This window comes from Crocosphaera watsonii WH 8501, assembly GCF_000167195.1.
Lineage (GTDB): Bacteria > Cyanobacteriota > Cyanobacteriia > Cyanobacteriales > Microcystaceae > Crocosphaera > Crocosphaera watsonii.
In genome coordinates this window covers 1-14,528 of record NZ_AADV02000097.1, presented here as the reverse complement: position 1 = coordinate 14,528, position 14,528 = coordinate 1, and the positions used below count along the sequence as shown (strand labels likewise).

The following is a 14,528-nucleotide window of genomic DNA, read 5'->3' as shown; positions in this document are numbered from 1 at the left end:
GATTATCATTATCGTTCATTCTCAATAAGCTCTCTGGTTGCCGACAATTGTTTAGGGTCGGGTAACAGAGAAAAACCGCTCTGGACTTACTTTTCAACCTACTTGTCACCCCGTGAGTTCAAAAATCATTAAGCACTAGAACTCATCAATGCCCTAACTGTAAAACAGTCTTAGATAGGGTTTGCTGAAAAAGTTTCTCCAAAATTTATGCCACTTTTGACCAAGAATTTTCTGACAAATCAATAAGTTTTAGTACATAAAAATTGTTTAAAGTATAATCAAAATTAATGAAAGGCGGTTTGATGAGTTCTCCTGTTCTATTATTAGTAAATAAGGACAAAAAAAGCGACAAAAACTGCCTCAGAAGTTTAGAAAGATTGACAACTAAAAATGTAATAGCAATAGATGTAATGGAGGTTTCAGGGAGTTTTGTCATCACGAAATTTAGGCTAAATCTTCGTTTAGCTTGTCCAAACTTTCCCTCAATAGCATTACGGAAGCATTCATCGGAGTGGGCTTGTTTCTTTTCTTCTTCACTGACATTTTTCGGAGGTCTTCCTAACTTCGGACCACTGATTCTTATCCCTCTTTCCTTACACCAATTTCTGTTTTTCCTAGTTCGATAAATTTTATCTACATGGACGGATTCGGGATAATAGCCAAACGTTTCTTTATACTTTTCTACTTGTTCTTTTAAATGACAAGATTCATTGAAGTTTTCCCAACTTATTTTGTCTAGAAACACATAGTTATCTACACAGCTTACTGAGAGTTTAGCTCCAAACTCTATTGGTTTTCCTGCTTTTCCCCTCACTATTGGACGAATATGCCGTTGAGTTAAACTTACAATTCTTTGAGGAACACTCTGGGTCTTATTCTCCCACATTGACTGTTGTTGTTCATAAACTTTTTTGATAGTCTCTAGACAATTTTTCTGTCTTTTACTCAGATTTTCCAGGGAAGCCCCAGCTTGAAATAAGTCTTCTATATTTCCTAAATTTTTCTTAAGGTATTTTAACTGTTTCCCGATAGCTTTTCTTCTTTCTTGATAAGATACTTTTCGTTTTTTAGCTACTTTTAAGTATTCCTTTCTAGCAATTATTCTAGAAGTTCTCGGCTTTTTTCTCAATTTTACTCTTAATGGTTTATAAAGATTATCTATTATTCTTTCTGTCTCAATTCTGGCTTGATTTAATATGCCTAAATCCATTGGGTATTTGATGTCTGCTGGCGCACAAGTCGCATCTAAAATTAGTTTACCTTTATTTTTTATTTTTTCTCCTTTTTCTTGGAGACAATCCTTTTTTTTTACTTCTTTATCACTCTTGTCTATTTCTCTTTTTACTATTTTTTTATTGATTTTGTTTATCAATTCTCCATCAATTCTTTTCCTAAAATGAACTAGCATTGAAGATTCCAGTGGTGGCTCTTGTTGATAACAATTTAAACCTATAAAGTATTGTAGATAGGGATTTTCTCTAATCTGTTCTATAGTTTCTCTATCACTTGTTCCTAATTTTTCCTTAATAATTAATGTCCCTAATGCCATTCTAAATAGTTTGGCTGGCGAACCTTTTTCTGCTGAAAAAAGTTTAGCATATTCTTCCTCAAAATCATCCCAAGGTATCAACTCTGCCATGATTACCCAACGATTATTGGGGGACAATTTGCCCTCGAAAGGTAATTCAAATTTTTCTGGGGGCGGTAAAGGTTGCTCCTCTTTTCGATACATTTGTTCTTAACCAACAACTGGGAGGTGTTTCTACCAATTATAGCGGTTTGTAGCCGACAAAGCTGATCTTTTTTGCGATCGCGAATATGGGTGTAACCTTTTAAAGAATAGGGTTTTGCTTTTATTCAGCAAACCCTAGATAGAGATCATAATGCAGCAATTAATATTCTTAAAAAGGCGATTCAGCGCGGTCTTGGGGGTTTCCCCCACTCGCTGTCTGAATCAAGAAGGTTTGAAATATTTGGGAAATTATCTCAACGGTAGCGTAGGGCATACGCCAACCGACCCAAACGCCTTGGGAGAGTCCGACCTCTGGGTTCTTAATGGCAACGTTGAGAATTTAAGTCGTCTCGTTGAGCAAGGAATTTCTAGCAGTGATGTGGAAAGAATCCCCCGTTAAACTGCGTTGTAACGGGGGAGTATGTCAACTCTAACCTAAGCCTAATTCTCGTTTTAGGAGGTTAATAGAGGTGTCTCCAATGTAAGATTCAGAACATATTACATCTGGAGGGCGAATAATATCATCTCTGACATTTAGGATAGCTTCTCTAACCAGAGAGTAACTAGCAGGATCACTCATAATAGTTTGTGCCGATCGCACCAAAGTTAAAAGTTGATGGCGATCGCTGGCCTGAGCAGTAATCAATAATAGATCATCTCCCCGTAAACTGTGGATGAGAATTTCTGCAACTCGAATAATACCTGGACTTAAACTAACAATTCCTAAACGAGTATCTTGTGGTAATTTTTTAATTATAGCTAATTCTTTGCCATAATCATAAATATCGATGGGAAAAACACGGTTTGCATGAGCAGAAGCGATCGAATCGGCTTCGGGGATAAAATAACGGCTAGTAACGACAGTGGCCGACTTTTTTTGAGATAAGACCTGATCCAAATCCTCCATAGAAACCAATTCTACAGGAATAGCCAAAGCCTTTTCTAACTCCTGTAAAATCAGTTCTCCTGCCCCCATATCCCTACTGGGAACCGTCACCACTAACTGCGCGCTACAGCGCAACCGCCAATCAATCACCGCTAGAGATAACTCTTTGGCTTGGGAGAGGGTTAACCCTTGCTTAAGCAGTTCATCTAAAGTTTTATGGATCAGTTTACTTTCTTGAGGATACTGGCTAAATAAAGGAGTTTCGGGCAAGGAAATATCTTGCTTATTTTGCTCCTTAACATATATTCCCGAACCGGCCATGGACTCAACTAAGCTTGCTTCTTCCAGTTGTTGATAAACCTTACTGATGGTGTTGCGATGTAGTCCCGTCATGGTAGCCAGTTGACGGGTACTGGGTAAACGATGGCCAGGGGGATATTGACGAGAGGCGATCGCAAACCGAATCTGATCGAACAGTTGTTTAGAGGCGGGAATATCACTATCAGATTGTATTTTAAATTGAAGCATAGCCACCACCCCGATTAAATCCTATTCAGATTTATGGACATAATTGTACAGTGAATCGTTCCTGATAGTTTGCCAACGGATAATTATCCATTGTCAATTGTTGAAGGTACCATATCTTCAGCGAAAAGGTCCCAAAACATCTGTTACGGTAATAGTTTGTTGATCGGTATAACCAGCAAAAGTTCTAGTAGCTACTATTTTAATTTCCACCCCCAAACCCGAGCGCAAATATTGAGATTCAATGGGTAACTTGCCGATATCAAGGGTAAATTTATCCCCCTCTAAAATAACTAAATCTTCTGGTATTTCCCCTTCATATTTGGTTGTATAATCAGACACAGTGCGAAAGCGAGGATTAGAACGAGTAACACTATAAGTAATCTCAAACTTTGTCGCAATTAAATTAGATTGATCTGCTTCATCAATCAAAGTTAATCTTAAGTCCCCTCCTCTCCTGGAGAGTCCTTCACTCTTTAAACGAGTAGCATCTTGTTTATAAATAGCATTATAGACGATAAACTGAGTAAGATTATTCCGTTGTCGCGTAGTACCTTCAATCCAAATATTATCAGGAATATTCACCCTAATGCCCTGATCACTTTCGTATTGTAACGTCATTTTTTCTTGGGCAAATTTATTAAAGGGTTGAGGGGCATTCCAAATCAATAAAAAAGAACGTTCTAAGCGTTGAACCAAGGCTAAATATTGATCATTAATCACCGAACCTGGAGCAAATAATGTCGCTGCCCCATTGCGAGTTTCCCAAATATTTTTAGACAATAAATAACCCTTATCTCTCAAAGCAGCCATAGTTACACTAGAGGCTGGTTTATCTGGTTGTAGAGGCTGATCTAAGTTTATTAAGGTCAGTTGACCAGGTAAACCCTCTCTACCGAAAGCCCCACTCACACCATTAGCCCCATTTTTGCCATCTTGACAGCGAAATTCTAGGGTCGTACAACGATAGTTAGGATCACCAGGGTTGCCATTACAGGTTTCTAGAGTCCAATAGGGTTCGCTACAGCGACAAGCTTGACCCCCCTCACCCCCAAGTCCTGCTTGTCCCCCTTTTCCTCCTGAGGCATTGACAAAGATTTGTTGTAGCTGAGATAAGTCCGTTGCGTAAACGGTTAAATAGCCCCCATTGCCCCCATCTCCACCGTTGCCACCATTGCCACCATTACCACCACTGGGGGCTAGTAGGTTATGTTTTACCCCAGTAGGTTGATTTTGACAATCAGCGTCTTCTCCCGTTTGCCCTTGCTGGCCAGGTTTACCGTCTTCTCCGGCTAAATTGAGGGTTAAGGGAGAACCATCGGCAAAAATAGTCAAATTATCACTATCTTTTCCATTGTTCCCCGAAACTCCGCCCCCGGCATTAGAACCGGTTTGACCAAAAGCTCTCACTTCTGCTGCCCTAGCCATCCCCACACACATTTTCGAGGAGGAGGGAATAGAAACCATCAAGGAACTGGCAAACAAGAGGAAAAATAAGGGTATTTTAGTTAGTGGCATTGAGGGTTTAGAACGTTAACTATCGCCACATTTTGAGACTAAAGTTGGTTTACTTTTGTTTCTTGCACAAATCTTTCGATTCTATCCATTCCTTTTTCAATGGATGCTAAATCTGTAGCATAAGAAAGACGAATACAATGATCGGCCCCGAAGGCTTTACCTGGGATAGCAGCCACTTGTTGTTTTTCTAACAACTGATCGCAAAATTCTAGGGAGTTAAGTCCTGTTTTGCTAATATCAACAAAGACATAAAACGACCCCATTGGAGTTGGACAACTGAGTTGAGGGATGGCCCTAATTTTTTCTAGGATGACTTGACGACGTTGACTAAAAGCATCGCGCATGGTTTGCAAACAAGGGGGAGATTTTGGGCTTTCTAAGGCAGCAATAGCTCCGTATTGAGCAAAGGTACAAACGTTGGAGGTGCTATGGCTTTGGATGGTGCTGACTGCTTTAATTAGTGGCTCAGGGCCGGCTAAATAACCAATACGCCACCCTGTCATGGAGTAACTTTTAGCAAATCCATTACTGATAATGGTGCGCTTCAAGATTTCTTCTCCTAGAGAGCCGATGCTGATATGTACTACCCCATCGTAGAGAATTTTCTCGTAAATTTCATCGGAAACTACCCATAAGTTATGTTCCACAATAACTTCAGCTAGGGCTTTAATTTCTGCCGGATTGTAAACTGTTCCGGTGGGATTTGAGGGAGAATTGAGTACGAATAATTTTGTCTTGCTGGTAATGGCTTGACGCAGTTGCTCTGGGGTTATTTTATAGTCGGTTTCTGCGGTGGTGTCGACAATAATTGGGTTGCCTTGGGCTAGTTTGACCATTTCTGGATAACTTAGCCAATAAGGAGCAGGGATAATGACTTCATCTCCTGGCTCAATCAAGGCCAACATTAAGTTAAATAGGGAATGTTTGCCCCCGTTAGTGACAATCACGTTATTGGGGCTATAGTTTAACTGACTATCATTATTTAACTTTCTTGCGATCGCCTCTCTGAGTCCGGGTTCTCCTGCCACTGCTCCGTATTTCGTCTTCCCTTGATCTAAAGCCGACACGGCAGCGTCTTTTATGTATTGAGGAGTATCAAAGTCCGGTTCCCCGGAACTAAAGCTACATATATCAACCCCTTGAGCCTTCATTTCTTTGGCTTTGGCGGTAATGGCTAGGGTGAGGGAGGGAGTTACTTGTGTTACCCTATTGGCCAATTGAATCATATTTTTGCTTCCCTGCCTATTTTTTCCCTAAGAGGATTATTTCCTGATAGGACGACTATATTTGTATTGTACAACTTTTTGTCTTCTAGAAAAGCTCATTTTTTCAGAAATTCTTCTAGTAAATCCATTAAATTCATTTGACATTGCAGGGGTAATAATTCCAATAGAGGAACTTCTCTTCTCCCACCTCCCAAGGAAACAGATATTTGACGAAGAATTTCGATGACACCGTCTTCGCTTACTTCCTCATTTTCTATCATGGGATAGACTTTTTCGGCTACAACGGTGTGCAGATGGGCATCAGCTAGGTAAAGATGCCACTTGGCCACATCCATATAGATATTTTCCCCGATTTCAGCGGCCAGGGATTCAACCGCTTGGGTTGTTTGATCATTAGCCATTGTATTTTTCGCTGTAGTCAGCGATGGCAGCTATATACAGTAAATGCCCCAATAGTACCACTCCCCAGATTCCTGAGAACCAGACTATCCACTCCCACTCTGCTTGTTTTAGATTGTGAACAAACCAAACACCTGAGTTACAGGCTAGGAAAGCAGCGACGTGAACAGCAAAGGTCATGCGATCATCGAGGCGACGATAGTCAGGATCGGCGCGATCGGGTTTGCGAGGCCAACGAGGAGGCATATATTTATCTCTGACGTAACTTCTTACTACTATTTTAACAGAATCTTGCTTTGATTTTTCTTGAACAGATTAGTCTTGTCTCCGTTATCACTACACTGCCCTTTTGTCAAATACTTGTCAATATATTTTACATTTGTTAACATATTGATAGATAAGGCGTTAAACACTTGCGCCGAATGATACCTATGGAGTGACAATTTATGAATAAGTATAAATACACAAAAACCAATCTTTCCAAGAATAAACAAGGTGAAGGGATGAGCTTATTATCTTTATTATTCTTTATGATGGGAGCGGTTAATGTTTATGGCCATTTACAAGGGAGTGATAACCAAATAACTACTAATGACGATAACGGTATGACTGGTTTATTAAAAGTAGGTGCTTTTGCTATGTTTTTAGCTACTGTTATCGAGCTTATTGTTGCTTAACCTTATCTTAAAGCCAAAATTATCAATGAAAGAATTATCATAAGGGAGTAAAGTAAGTTACAGACTTTACTCCCTCTATTACGTATCAATTCTCAGGTTTTGTAAACCCATAATCAGCAAAAACAGATTGACCTTTTTCTGATAATAAAAAGTCAATAAACTTTTGCGATTCTTCGGTTTTTTTGCTTTCTTTAATAACAGCGATAGGATAAATTATCGGAGAATGTGAATCTTCAGGGGCAGTGTCTGTTACCTTGACTTTACTAGATATTGTTGCATCGGTAGCATAGACAATACCAGCGTCGACGTTGCCAGTTTCTACATAAAAAAGAACCTGACGAACACTTTTTCCATAGACCAATTTTGGTGTTAGTTTATCGTAGGCTTTTAATGAGTTGAAAACCTGTTTGCCGTATTGTCCAGCAGGTACGCTATCGGGATCTCCTAAAGCAATTTTTTCTAAATCAGCCGTAGATAATGTCTCAAAAGTTACGGATGTTGTGCTGTCTTTTGGGGTGATTAAAACAAGATTGTTTGTTAATAAATTTTGACGAGTCTGTGTTAATAATAATCCTCTTTTTTCTAGCACATTCATTTGTTTAGGCGCAGCAGATATAAAGACATCTGTGGGCGCACCCTGTTCTATTTGTTGTTGCAACGAACCGGAAGAACCAAAATTATAAATAATTTCTAGGTTTGGGTTTTCTAGTTGATAAATATTTTTTACTGCTTTCATCACATCTTGCAAACTAGCAGCAACCGATATGGTTAAAGTAACTTTGGAAGGAGCTTTTGGATTAGGATTAGACGATGTACAAGCTGTTACAAAACTCGCTAATGTTAAAGCTAAAAAATGTTTTCTTTTCATAGAAATCAAGAAGGCAAGGGAATTTAACTAAAGGTTAAGATAAAATTAGTTATTTAAAAGGCATCATAAATTTTCTTATAGGCTAACATATTTTATGATGGCGTTGCATCGTCACGGGATGCTCTGGAATTTTATACTAGGTTTTTTAAGGAATTTAATAGAGTGCGATCGCCTAATAATGAAAAGAATATTGTCTTTTCTCACGGCAACTATGAATTCTGATAATAAAAGATAAATTTAGTCTTTAAGTGAACAAAATATTTGATACTTTATGTTATTATTGTGGGTAGTTGCGCTATTTTAAGAACTTTTCTATTGACTAAGAACCATGAGTAAGAGACTATCCATAGGCATTAGAGGGATGGCCACTTCTACATCGACTGCGCCAAAGGGAGCAACGGTTGTTGAGCGTAAACGTTACCCTAATTATAAAGTAATTGTCCTCAATGATGACTTTAACACATTTGATCATGTAGCTAAGTGTTTGCTGAAATATATTCCTGGAATGAGTAGCGATCGCGCTTGGGAACTCACAGAACAAGTTCATTTTGAAGGGTTAGCTACTGTCTGGACAGGACCCCAGGAACAAGCAGAATTATACCATCAACAGCTACGTCGTGAAGGGTTAACTATGGCCCCATTGGAGGAAGCATAAGTCATGACTAGAGGGGATAAAGGGAGGTTAGTCTGGAATCATTCGACTCATCTTGATGGGTTAATTCCTATACTAGAAAAACTGATTAATTATCCAGGTATTACCACCGTTACCCCTGGTGTTATTAGTCGTGCTAAAGGCCATTGTCCCCAGTTAAAACTACGGGTTTCTGTTCCCATTCGTGGTGGTTATAAGGCGATCGCACGACAAGGAAAAACAGTACAAGAAGTTTTCATTGTAACAGATTTGAGTCAAAAAGAATTAGAATCTACTATCAAAGAAGTTTTAAATAATGGATAATTAATTAAAGTTAATATCTGATCATCATTTTTAAAAAAATAATTGAGTTTATTTTTATCTTAAGATGAATATTAGAGAAGTTACTCATTTTTTCACATTTTTATTATTACTAATATTTTTATTTTTTTCGTATCCTTACTCAAATTTAGCTGATGTAGAAAGGGTTATTTTAACACCTGAAATATTACAAGAAAGAATTAAGTCTCCACAACTACAAGACGGTATTTTAACTCTTGATTTAACCTCTTTAGAAATAGATTTAACGGAAGAGAATAACGAGTTTAAGGAGGAATTTTATCGCCAAGTGCAACATTATTTAAACTATAGTGATCAAGTAACTGGTTTAGATTTTAGTCATTCTTTAATCAAGGGAGAGTTGTTAAGTAGTCGTTTAGGAATATCAATTATATTATCTCCAGAAACTTTACCCAAAAATTTAACAATAAGCGAACAGAAAATTATAGAGTCTAATAACAGATTTTCTCCCCAACCTCTAGACAATATCAACTCAATTATTTTATTTCGTGGGGCATTAAAATTTAATGAATCAATATTGACTGAAAAAATGAGTTTTTAAGACACTCTTTTTTTACAAAAAATAGAAGCAAAAAATAGTGATTTTACAAAAGACGTTAATTTTAGCAATAGTTATTTAGGTAGAAAAGTTAATTTCAGTGGCTCGATTTTTGAAGAAAATATTAACTTTAATAATAGCCAATTTTTAGAAACCGTAAAATTTAATCAAGTTCAATTTTTAGGGAATTGTGATTTTACTTACGCTAAATTTAAGCAAGTAAGTGATTTTAGTGAATCTAGTTTCAATAAGTTGGCTAACTTTAGTTACACTTTTTGGGCAGAAACAAGCAATTTTGTCAACATTAATTTTCTAGATCGCCTATTGTTCTCTAATAGTATTTTTCTAGGTTTAACAAAATTTTCAGATTCAACTTTTGAGAAAAGTATATCATTCCGTAACAGCTATTTTAAAGATTTACTCGATTTACAAGACATAAAATTATTAGGTATAATGAACTTTAGTAATGCCGAATTTTTAAAAGACAAAGGGATTAATATCACAGGATTTGCTTTTGATGCAGATGGGGCTAAGGTTTTAGGAAACACGGGAAAAATTGCCAAATTTATGTATCTCAATAGTTTAGAAGGGAATGAAACTGTTTTACTTAACTTTATTCAAAATTTTCGTAATCTAGAACAGATTTATGATGCTAATCAATTAGAATATAAAACCCAAAAATTACGGCAAAAACAATTATCAGCAGAAATAATAACAACTCCGTATCCAGACTATTGGCGAGTCAAATTTATTCAAAAAATAGGTCAGTATTTATTATTAAGTATTTTATTATTATTGAGTCAATATGGAACAAATTTTAGTTTATTATTAGGTATTGGTTTAATTACTATTGGTTATTTTGGAGTATTATTTTGGTTATTGGATCGTTGGCGAAAGCGTTATCCTAAACCGATTATTCCTAAGATTTATGATATCGTATGTATGGTTAGTAGTGGTGTTTCTTTATTCAGCATTGGCACCATCGAGATTTTCAATTCTGCTGAATATCCTTTGATTACATTATTCTGTTTAAGTTTATTATTAATTCCCATTCCTTTATCTATAGTTACTTTGATTTATCAAAAAGGAAGATATCATGATTTAATGGAAAGTTCTTATTTTCTTTTGGATGGATCGATGCGACAGTTACAATTATTAATTGTTCGTTTACCTGTTATTCCCGAATTTCCTTTTTTCCGCGATCGCTACACTCCTTTAGTGTGGGAAAAACGTTGGAATTGGTTGAATTATTATGATTTTAGTTTGAACAATTTTTTAAAATTAGGCTTTAATGATATTCGACTAAGAGATCAACATCTTCCTGGGTTAATCTCTACTTTAGTCTGGTATCAATGGATATTAGGTTCATTATATATTGCCTTATTATTATGGACGCTTTCTCGTACTATTCCAGGATTAAATTTACTGATTTATTTAAAATAAGTTGCTCAATGAATGTTTAATAAAGTGCGATTCGTTCTTATTGGACTTTGGACAAAAAAAGTTTGTTAGCGTATATTTTACGCTAAACTAAAATCCCAAAATATCGGCTCTGTATCAGTCAATAAAATTGGCTGACAAATAGGGCTAATCTATAGATTCTGAGGAAAACTAAGGAGCTTTTAAGTTTTCAGTTGATTTTTTGCTCCCTTTCTTGATAACATCATGACGAGTTCGTGGGGCTTTTTTGTAACCTTTAATACGTCCGGAAGAAAAACCTCGACGTTTGGGAAATTTGGCGAAAGTCCCCAAGGTCGTAATTATTCTTGAAAAGTCTCTTTGAACTAGACTAGGGGTGATTTTGATGGATTTATTAGTCTTCAAATACTGTTCCCAATCACGGGGTAAAACCACAGCTAATTTTCTGGCAGCCCACAAATTTACATAAGAAAGAAGTGTTAGTTTAAACCAATTTTCTTCATGATGTACATCGGGAGTTAAATAAGATGTCATCAATAATCTTTGTTTACCAAATCGAAAAAGATGTTCCATGTCATAACGTTGTCGATAACACTGATAACAATCAACTAAACTTAACTCATCGCGCCGAGAACCAATAACAATAAGCCACATAGGTTTCCAAATACTATTTCTTTCTTGAGCTCTGACAACAATCTGGAGTAAAGTAAAGGGGTGATTGTTCATTTTATAGTTTTTAGTTCCTCTCATTAACATCTGTTTCCATCCCGAAATAGTCACTGTTAATTGACGACCTTTTTTCGTTGTAAAGGGAACATGATGAACTTCATCAGGTTCAGTCCAAGTTTGGTCATCTTTAAGGTCAAATTTATCCCCATACCAACGGGGATGTCCCGAAGTTTTGGCTTGATTTGGGTCCCGAATAAATTGACGATAAAAAACTCGGTCACTTCTAACTCTTGTAATAGTAACTAGGTCTTCATGCTTAACTTGTTCCCCAATAAAATCCTTTTGGCTGTAGTCACTATCAGCCACTAAGACAGATAATTTATCAGAAAATAAAGAACTTTGCCAGATTTTTTTTAGTTGTTGATTGCCTTGATTTACTCCTTTATGTTTAGAGGGGACTCGCTCTCCTGATAAGGGGACAGCCCAAGGGACTTTTTCTGTGTCTATTTGGTCAGGTAAAGCGCAGACAACGGAATAACAATGTCCAATATTAATGGGTTTATTTCCCTTAATTGGATTGGGGTAATGAATAAAGGTTTTATCCGCTAACGTTTCGGCAAACGGTCGTGGACAGGGAGTTGTGTCAATACCAAATAAGTTATAATGTTTTGAAGTGGGAGGAATTGTTCTCGATACCGCTGAAAATAAAGTCTCAATTCTCTGTTCATAATTAGGGTCAGTTTGAGTGGGTAAAAACTCTTGAATTCCTCTATATAAACTGTTATAATCTCTTCTAAATAAAGGATTGAGAGACAATTCAACGACTGAGTGAGCTTGTTGGTTACTGGAGAGGGCATCGAGTAATTCTATAATAGTTTCTTTTCTAGCTTTTAGTCCTTGGAAGAGGTTAGACCTCCACACCAGGAATTCCTCGACAGACGTAGCCGTTTCATTTTTGGTCATTTTTAAAATTTATTACCTTATAAATTAGCGGAATATACACGCTAACATCAAAAGAGGTTGTTTGTTATAGTTAAGGCTAATGTCATCACATTCCGAACTTAAGACCAGTCAAGATGTCCACCTGAGAGCCAAACAAATTAAGAGTCTAATTCGCTCTCTTAAACAGAAAATAAAGAAAATTGAACGGGAAGGGGAAGTAGCACCAGCTAATTGTCATATTATTCGTTATCAGGTTAATCGAAAGGGAACAATCTACTGGTATTATAAACTACAGGCTGCTGAATCAATTTTTCCTATGGCCACTAATAATGAGAAAAAAACCAAATATAAATATTTAGGACGAGCCGGAAGTTCTGCTCATATTGATGCTGTAGAAAAACTCACTAGAAGAAATCTCATTGATGAATTAGAACGAGTCATTCAATCTCTAACTGAAAGCTACTTAGATATCTATATTGGAACCGAAACTGAATGAAGCTATTTAATATTTAAAATCCCCTAAAAAGATGGAAAGAGAGTTTTTAAAATCACCTTAATTCTCTATTTTAGCTCTGGAGATATGTTTAGCGTAAAATTTACGCTAACAATTGTTTTTTATCCAAAGTCCAATCAAAAGGTGAGAATATGTCTAAGACTAAACTTAAAAACATACTCTCACCTAATTGGTCACAATTCAGCTTGAATGTCTGATTTAATCGATTTTTTCCAGTTGCCAAAGAATTTGGTTTCCTTCTCGGCGAACCCTCGAAACAACCCAGTTACGCCAAGACCAATGATCACCACGACTGGTGACTGCACTGGCATTGATGTCCATTAAATCAGCTAATTCTGAGCTAGTAATTAAGTAACCTTTACTAGCGATCTCCTCAGCAACCCGTAGGGTTTCAATGAGGTTTTGAATTTCAATGACTCTCTCTTCACGGGAGAGATCGAATTCTTCAATTGTATTGACAGATGAGTCAATCATAGTAGTATCAACTTAAAATTGCAAAAGGGTGGTCTTGAGTAAACTATAAGGAAAGTCGCTAAGATTTCATTAATCTTGCTACTTTTTATCATAGCGACTTTTTCATAAAATATCAGTAAGGAGAGAACTTTTTTATCAGGAATGATTGATTTATGTTTTTTCTTGAAAATCTATAGAAGAGTAATTTCGTTTATAATAAATAAGTTTGGGGCATAATCATAGTATACCCCCTATGAATAAGATCAACAAATTTAGGTAATAACCGTGGGTTTATCCCGTCCGGTAAATTGCTTAATTTGGGCGATTTCTTCTGCTAATTGAATGAGTGGTGATAGGGCTTCTTGGGTCTCTACACCATGTTTATTGGCATCGGGTTCATAACTTTCGATGTAGACCCGTAAAGTTGCCCCTTTGGTTCCCGTTCCTGAGAGGCGGAAAACGATCCGAGAACCATCGGTAAAGCCAATACGAATTCCTTGTTTTTGGCTAACGCTACCATCTACGGGATCAGTATAAGCAAAGTCATCTGCATAGTCAACTTCATAGTTACCATAGGTTTTGCCCTTCATTTCTCCAACCTGCGATCGCAGACGCTCCATTAACTCATTTGCAGGCCCTGACTCCACTTCTTCGTAGTCATGACGGGAATAGAAGTTACGGCCGTATACCTGCCAGTGATCACGGACAATTTTTTCTACAGACTCCCCTTTAACGGCTAAAATGTTTAACCAGAAAAGCACTGCCCATAAACCGTCTTTTTCGCGAATATGGTTGGAACCTGTGCCGAAACTTTCCTCACCGCAAAGGGTGGCTTTTCCTGCATCCAATAAGTTACCAAAGAATTCCAGCCGGTGGGGGTTTCGTAACAAATCTATGCCTAGTTTAGCAGCAACCTCCGATCGGCTGCGGCACTGGTGGGCATTGATCTAGCAACTTCAGCAATACCGTCTTTATACCCTGTACTAGGGTAGCGTTGGGGTTAAACCGGTAAACTATCGCTTAGGGGTTGCCACACAATTCTTGCCTAAAACATATTTGGATCGCCGTTTCCTCGGAAAGCGGTCCAAAGTTCGGGGACTTTATCCCCAACAATATTTCACGAAACTGTGGCTAAACTAATTGGACCGGATTGTCGCGGCAAAGTTTTAGG

At 37.2% G+C, this 14,528-nt stretch carries 16 protein-coding genes and 3 pseudogenes; 9 read left to right on the top strand and 10 right to left on the bottom strand.

Translation table 11 applies throughout. From position 1 onward, the window contains the following. Positions 1–116: 116 nt before the first annotated feature. Positions 117–179, top strand: a pseudogene (locus tag CWATDRAFT_RS41950) (RNA-guided endonuclease InsQ/TnpB family protein); the annotation flags it as partial. Between the two features lie 26 nt (positions 180–205). On the opposite strand, the gene CWATDRAFT_RS22830 reads toward CWATDRAFT_RS41950, so the two are convergent. Beyond that, the gene (locus CWATDRAFT_RS22830; protein WP_007307228.1) at positions 206–1,732 is read right to left on the bottom strand and encodes an IS5-like element ISCwa2 family transposase; all 1,527 of its coding nucleotides are present in this window, start codon (positions 1,730–1,732) and stop codon (positions 206–208) included. 135 nt (positions 1,733–1,867) lie between these two features. Between CWATDRAFT_RS22830 and CWATDRAFT_RS41490 the strand changes: the two are divergent. Further along, positions 1,868–2,132, top strand: a pseudogene (locus CWATDRAFT_RS41490) (hypothetical protein); the annotation flags it as partial. A 30-nt stretch (positions 2,133–2,162) separates the two neighbouring features. On the opposite strand, the gene CWATDRAFT_RS22820 reads toward CWATDRAFT_RS41490, so the two are convergent. From CWATDRAFT_RS22820 to CWATDRAFT_RS22800, 5 genes are all read right to left on the bottom strand, one after another. Next, the gene (locus CWATDRAFT_RS22820; RefSeq protein WP_007307226.1) at positions 2,163–3,146 is read right to left on the bottom strand and encodes a GntR family transcriptional regulator; all 984 of its coding nucleotides are present in this window, start codon (positions 3,144–3,146) and stop codon (positions 2,163–2,165) included. A gap of 117 nt (positions 3,147–3,263) precedes the next feature. Continuing rightward, positions 3,264–4,661 carry a hypothetical protein gene (locus tag CWATDRAFT_RS22815; RefSeq protein WP_042712196.1) on the bottom strand — a complete coding sequence of 466 codons (1,398 nt, stop codon included), beginning with the start codon at positions 4,659–4,661 and terminating at the stop codon, positions 3,264–3,266. 38 nt (positions 4,662–4,699) lie between these two features. Then, entirely contained in the window at positions 4,700–5,887 is a 1,188-nt protein-coding gene (locus CWATDRAFT_RS22810; RefSeq protein WP_007307224.1) for a pyridoxal phosphate-dependent aminotransferase, read from the bottom strand. 95 nt (positions 5,888–5,982) lie between these two features. Then, entirely contained in the window at positions 5,983–6,288 is a 306-nt protein-coding gene (locus tag CWATDRAFT_RS22805) for a DUF3181 family protein (RefSeq protein ID WP_007307223.1), read from the bottom strand. Next, positions 6,281–6,532, bottom strand: a complete 252-nt coding sequence (locus CWATDRAFT_RS22800) for a 2TM domain-containing protein (protein ID WP_007307222.1) — start codon at positions 6,530–6,532, stop codon at positions 6,281–6,283. The genes CWATDRAFT_RS22805 and CWATDRAFT_RS22800 overlap by 8 nt, the downstream gene beginning before the upstream one ends. 200 nt (positions 6,533–6,732) lie before the next feature. Between CWATDRAFT_RS22800 and CWATDRAFT_RS22795 the strand changes: the two genes are divergently transcribed. After that, positions 6,733–6,963 (top strand): hypothetical protein, encoded by a 231-nt coding sequence (locus CWATDRAFT_RS22795; RefSeq protein WP_021835855.1) that lies wholly within the window; start codon positions 6,733–6,735, stop codon positions 6,961–6,963. An 85-nt stretch (positions 6,964–7,048) separates the two neighbouring features. On the opposite strand, the gene modA is transcribed toward CWATDRAFT_RS22795, so the two are convergent. Continuing rightward, positions 7,049–7,831, bottom strand: coding sequence for a molybdate ABC transporter substrate-binding protein (modA, locus tag CWATDRAFT_RS22790; RefSeq protein WP_007307221.1), 783 nt, complete (start codon positions 7,829–7,831; stop codon positions 7,049–7,051). Positions 7,832–8,192: 361 nt separating this feature from the next. Here modA and clpS point away from each other — a divergent pair, with 361 nt between their 5' ends. The 5 genes and pseudogenes from clpS (at position 8,193) to CWATDRAFT_RS40310 (ending at position 10,803) form a co-directional block, all read left to right on the top strand. Beyond that, the gene (clpS, locus tag CWATDRAFT_RS22785; RefSeq protein ID WP_021830171.1) at positions 8,193–8,486 is read left to right on the top strand and encodes an ATP-dependent Clp protease adapter ClpS; all 294 of its coding nucleotides are present in this window, start codon (positions 8,193–8,195) and stop codon (positions 8,484–8,486) included. Positions 8,487–8,489: 3 nt separating this feature from the next. Continuing rightward, on the top strand, positions 8,490–8,786 hold the full coding sequence (locus tag CWATDRAFT_RS22780; RefSeq protein ID WP_007307219.1) for a DUF2103 domain-containing protein: 297 nt from the start codon (positions 8,490–8,492) through the stop codon (positions 8,784–8,786). Between the two features lie 64 nt (positions 8,787–8,850). Beyond that, positions 8,851–9,363 carry a hypothetical protein gene (locus CWATDRAFT_RS40320; protein ID WP_007307218.1) on the top strand — a complete coding sequence of 171 codons (513 nt, stop codon included), beginning with the start codon at positions 8,851–8,853 and terminating at the stop codon, positions 9,361–9,363. A 21-nt stretch (positions 9,364–9,384) separates the two neighbouring features. Continuing rightward, positions 9,385–9,555 (top strand): annotated as a pseudogene (locus tag CWATDRAFT_RS41155) (pentapeptide repeat-containing protein); the annotation flags it as partial. Between the two features lie 258 nt (positions 9,556–9,813). Next, positions 9,814–10,803 (top strand): hypothetical protein, encoded by a 990-nt coding sequence (locus CWATDRAFT_RS40310; protein WP_007312285.1) that lies wholly within the window; start codon positions 9,814–9,816, stop codon positions 10,801–10,803. Positions 10,804–10,971: 168 nt separating this feature from the next. Here the strand turns inward: CWATDRAFT_RS40310 and CWATDRAFT_RS22770 are convergent, their stop codons facing one another. Further along, positions 10,972–12,411: an NF041680 family putative transposase gene (locus CWATDRAFT_RS22770; protein ID WP_007307216.1), complete on the bottom strand. Its 1,440-nt coding sequence runs from the start codon at positions 12,409–12,411 to the stop codon at positions 10,972–10,974. A 79-nt stretch (positions 12,412–12,490) separates the two neighbouring features. Here CWATDRAFT_RS22770 and CWATDRAFT_RS22765 point away from each other — a divergent pair, with 79 nt between their 5' ends. Continuing rightward, on the top strand, positions 12,491–12,886 hold the full coding sequence (locus CWATDRAFT_RS22765) for a hypothetical protein (RefSeq protein WP_007303423.1): 396 nt from the start codon (positions 12,491–12,493) through the stop codon (positions 12,884–12,886). Positions 12,887–13,102: 216 nt separating this feature from the next. On the opposite strand, the gene CWATDRAFT_RS22760 is transcribed toward CWATDRAFT_RS22765, so the two are convergent. Further along, positions 13,103–13,378 (bottom strand): hypothetical protein, encoded by a 276-nt coding sequence (locus CWATDRAFT_RS22760; protein ID WP_007307215.1) that lies wholly within the window; start codon positions 13,376–13,378, stop codon positions 13,103–13,105. A gap of 251 nt (positions 13,379–13,629) precedes the next feature. Further along, positions 13,630–14,247, bottom strand: coding sequence for a phosphohexomutase domain-containing protein (locus tag CWATDRAFT_RS22755; RefSeq protein ID WP_007307214.1), 618 nt, complete (start codon positions 14,245–14,247; stop codon positions 13,630–13,632). Between the last annotated feature and the right edge of the window lie 281 nt (positions 14,248–14,528).

Coding starts and splice junctions, on each gene's coding strand:
- CWATDRAFT_RS22795 (WP_021835855.1), top strand. CDS start 6,733: ATGAATAAGTATAAATACACAAAAACCAATCTTTCCAAGAATAAACAA.
- CWATDRAFT_RS40310 (WP_007312285.1), top strand. CDS start 9,814: ATGAACTTTAGTAATGCCGAATTTTTAAAAGACAAAGGGATTAATATC.
- CWATDRAFT_RS22765 (WP_007303423.1), top strand. CDS start 12,491: ATGTCATCACATTCCGAACTTAAGACCAGTCAAGATGTCCACCTGAGA.
- CWATDRAFT_RS22760 (WP_007307215.1), bottom strand. CDS start 13,378: ATGATTGACTCATCTGTCAATACAATTGAAGAATTCGATCTCTCCCGT.
- CWATDRAFT_RS22805 (WP_007307223.1), bottom strand. CDS start 6,288: ATGGCTAATGATCAAACAACCCAAGCGGTTGAATCCCTGGCCGCTGAA.
- CWATDRAFT_RS22820 (WP_007307226.1), bottom strand. CDS start 3,146: ATGCTTCAATTTAAAATACAATCTGATAGTGATATTCCCGCCTCTAAA.
- CWATDRAFT_RS22810 (WP_007307224.1), bottom strand. CDS start 5,887: ATGATTCAATTGGCCAATAGGGTAACACAAGTAACTCCCTCCCTCACC.
- CWATDRAFT_RS22780 (WP_007307219.1), top strand. CDS start 8,490: ATGACTAGAGGGGATAAAGGGAGGTTAGTCTGGAATCATTCGACTCAT.
- CWATDRAFT_RS40320 (WP_007307218.1), top strand. CDS start 8,851: ATGAATATTAGAGAAGTTACTCATTTTTTCACATTTTTATTATTACTA.
- CWATDRAFT_RS22770 (WP_007307216.1), bottom strand. CDS start 12,411: ATGACCAAAAATGAAACGGCTACGTCTGTCGAGGAATTCCTGGTGTGG.
- modA (WP_007307221.1), bottom strand. CDS start 7,831: ATGAAAAGAAAACATTTTTTAGCTTTAACATTAGCGAGTTTTGTAACA.
- clpS (WP_021830171.1), top strand. CDS start 8,193: ATGGCCACTTCTACATCGACTGCGCCAAAGGGAGCAACGGTTGTTGAG.
- CWATDRAFT_RS22815 (WP_042712196.1), bottom strand. CDS start 4,661: ATGCCACTAACTAAAATACCCTTATTTTTCCTCTTGTTTGCCAGTTCC.
- CWATDRAFT_RS22830 (WP_007307228.1), bottom strand. CDS start 1,732: ATGTATCGAAAAGAGGAGCAACCTTTACCGCCCCCAGAAAAATTTGAA.
- CWATDRAFT_RS22800 (WP_007307222.1), bottom strand. CDS start 6,532: ATGCCTCCTCGTTGGCCTCGCAAACCCGATCGCGCCGATCCTGACTAT.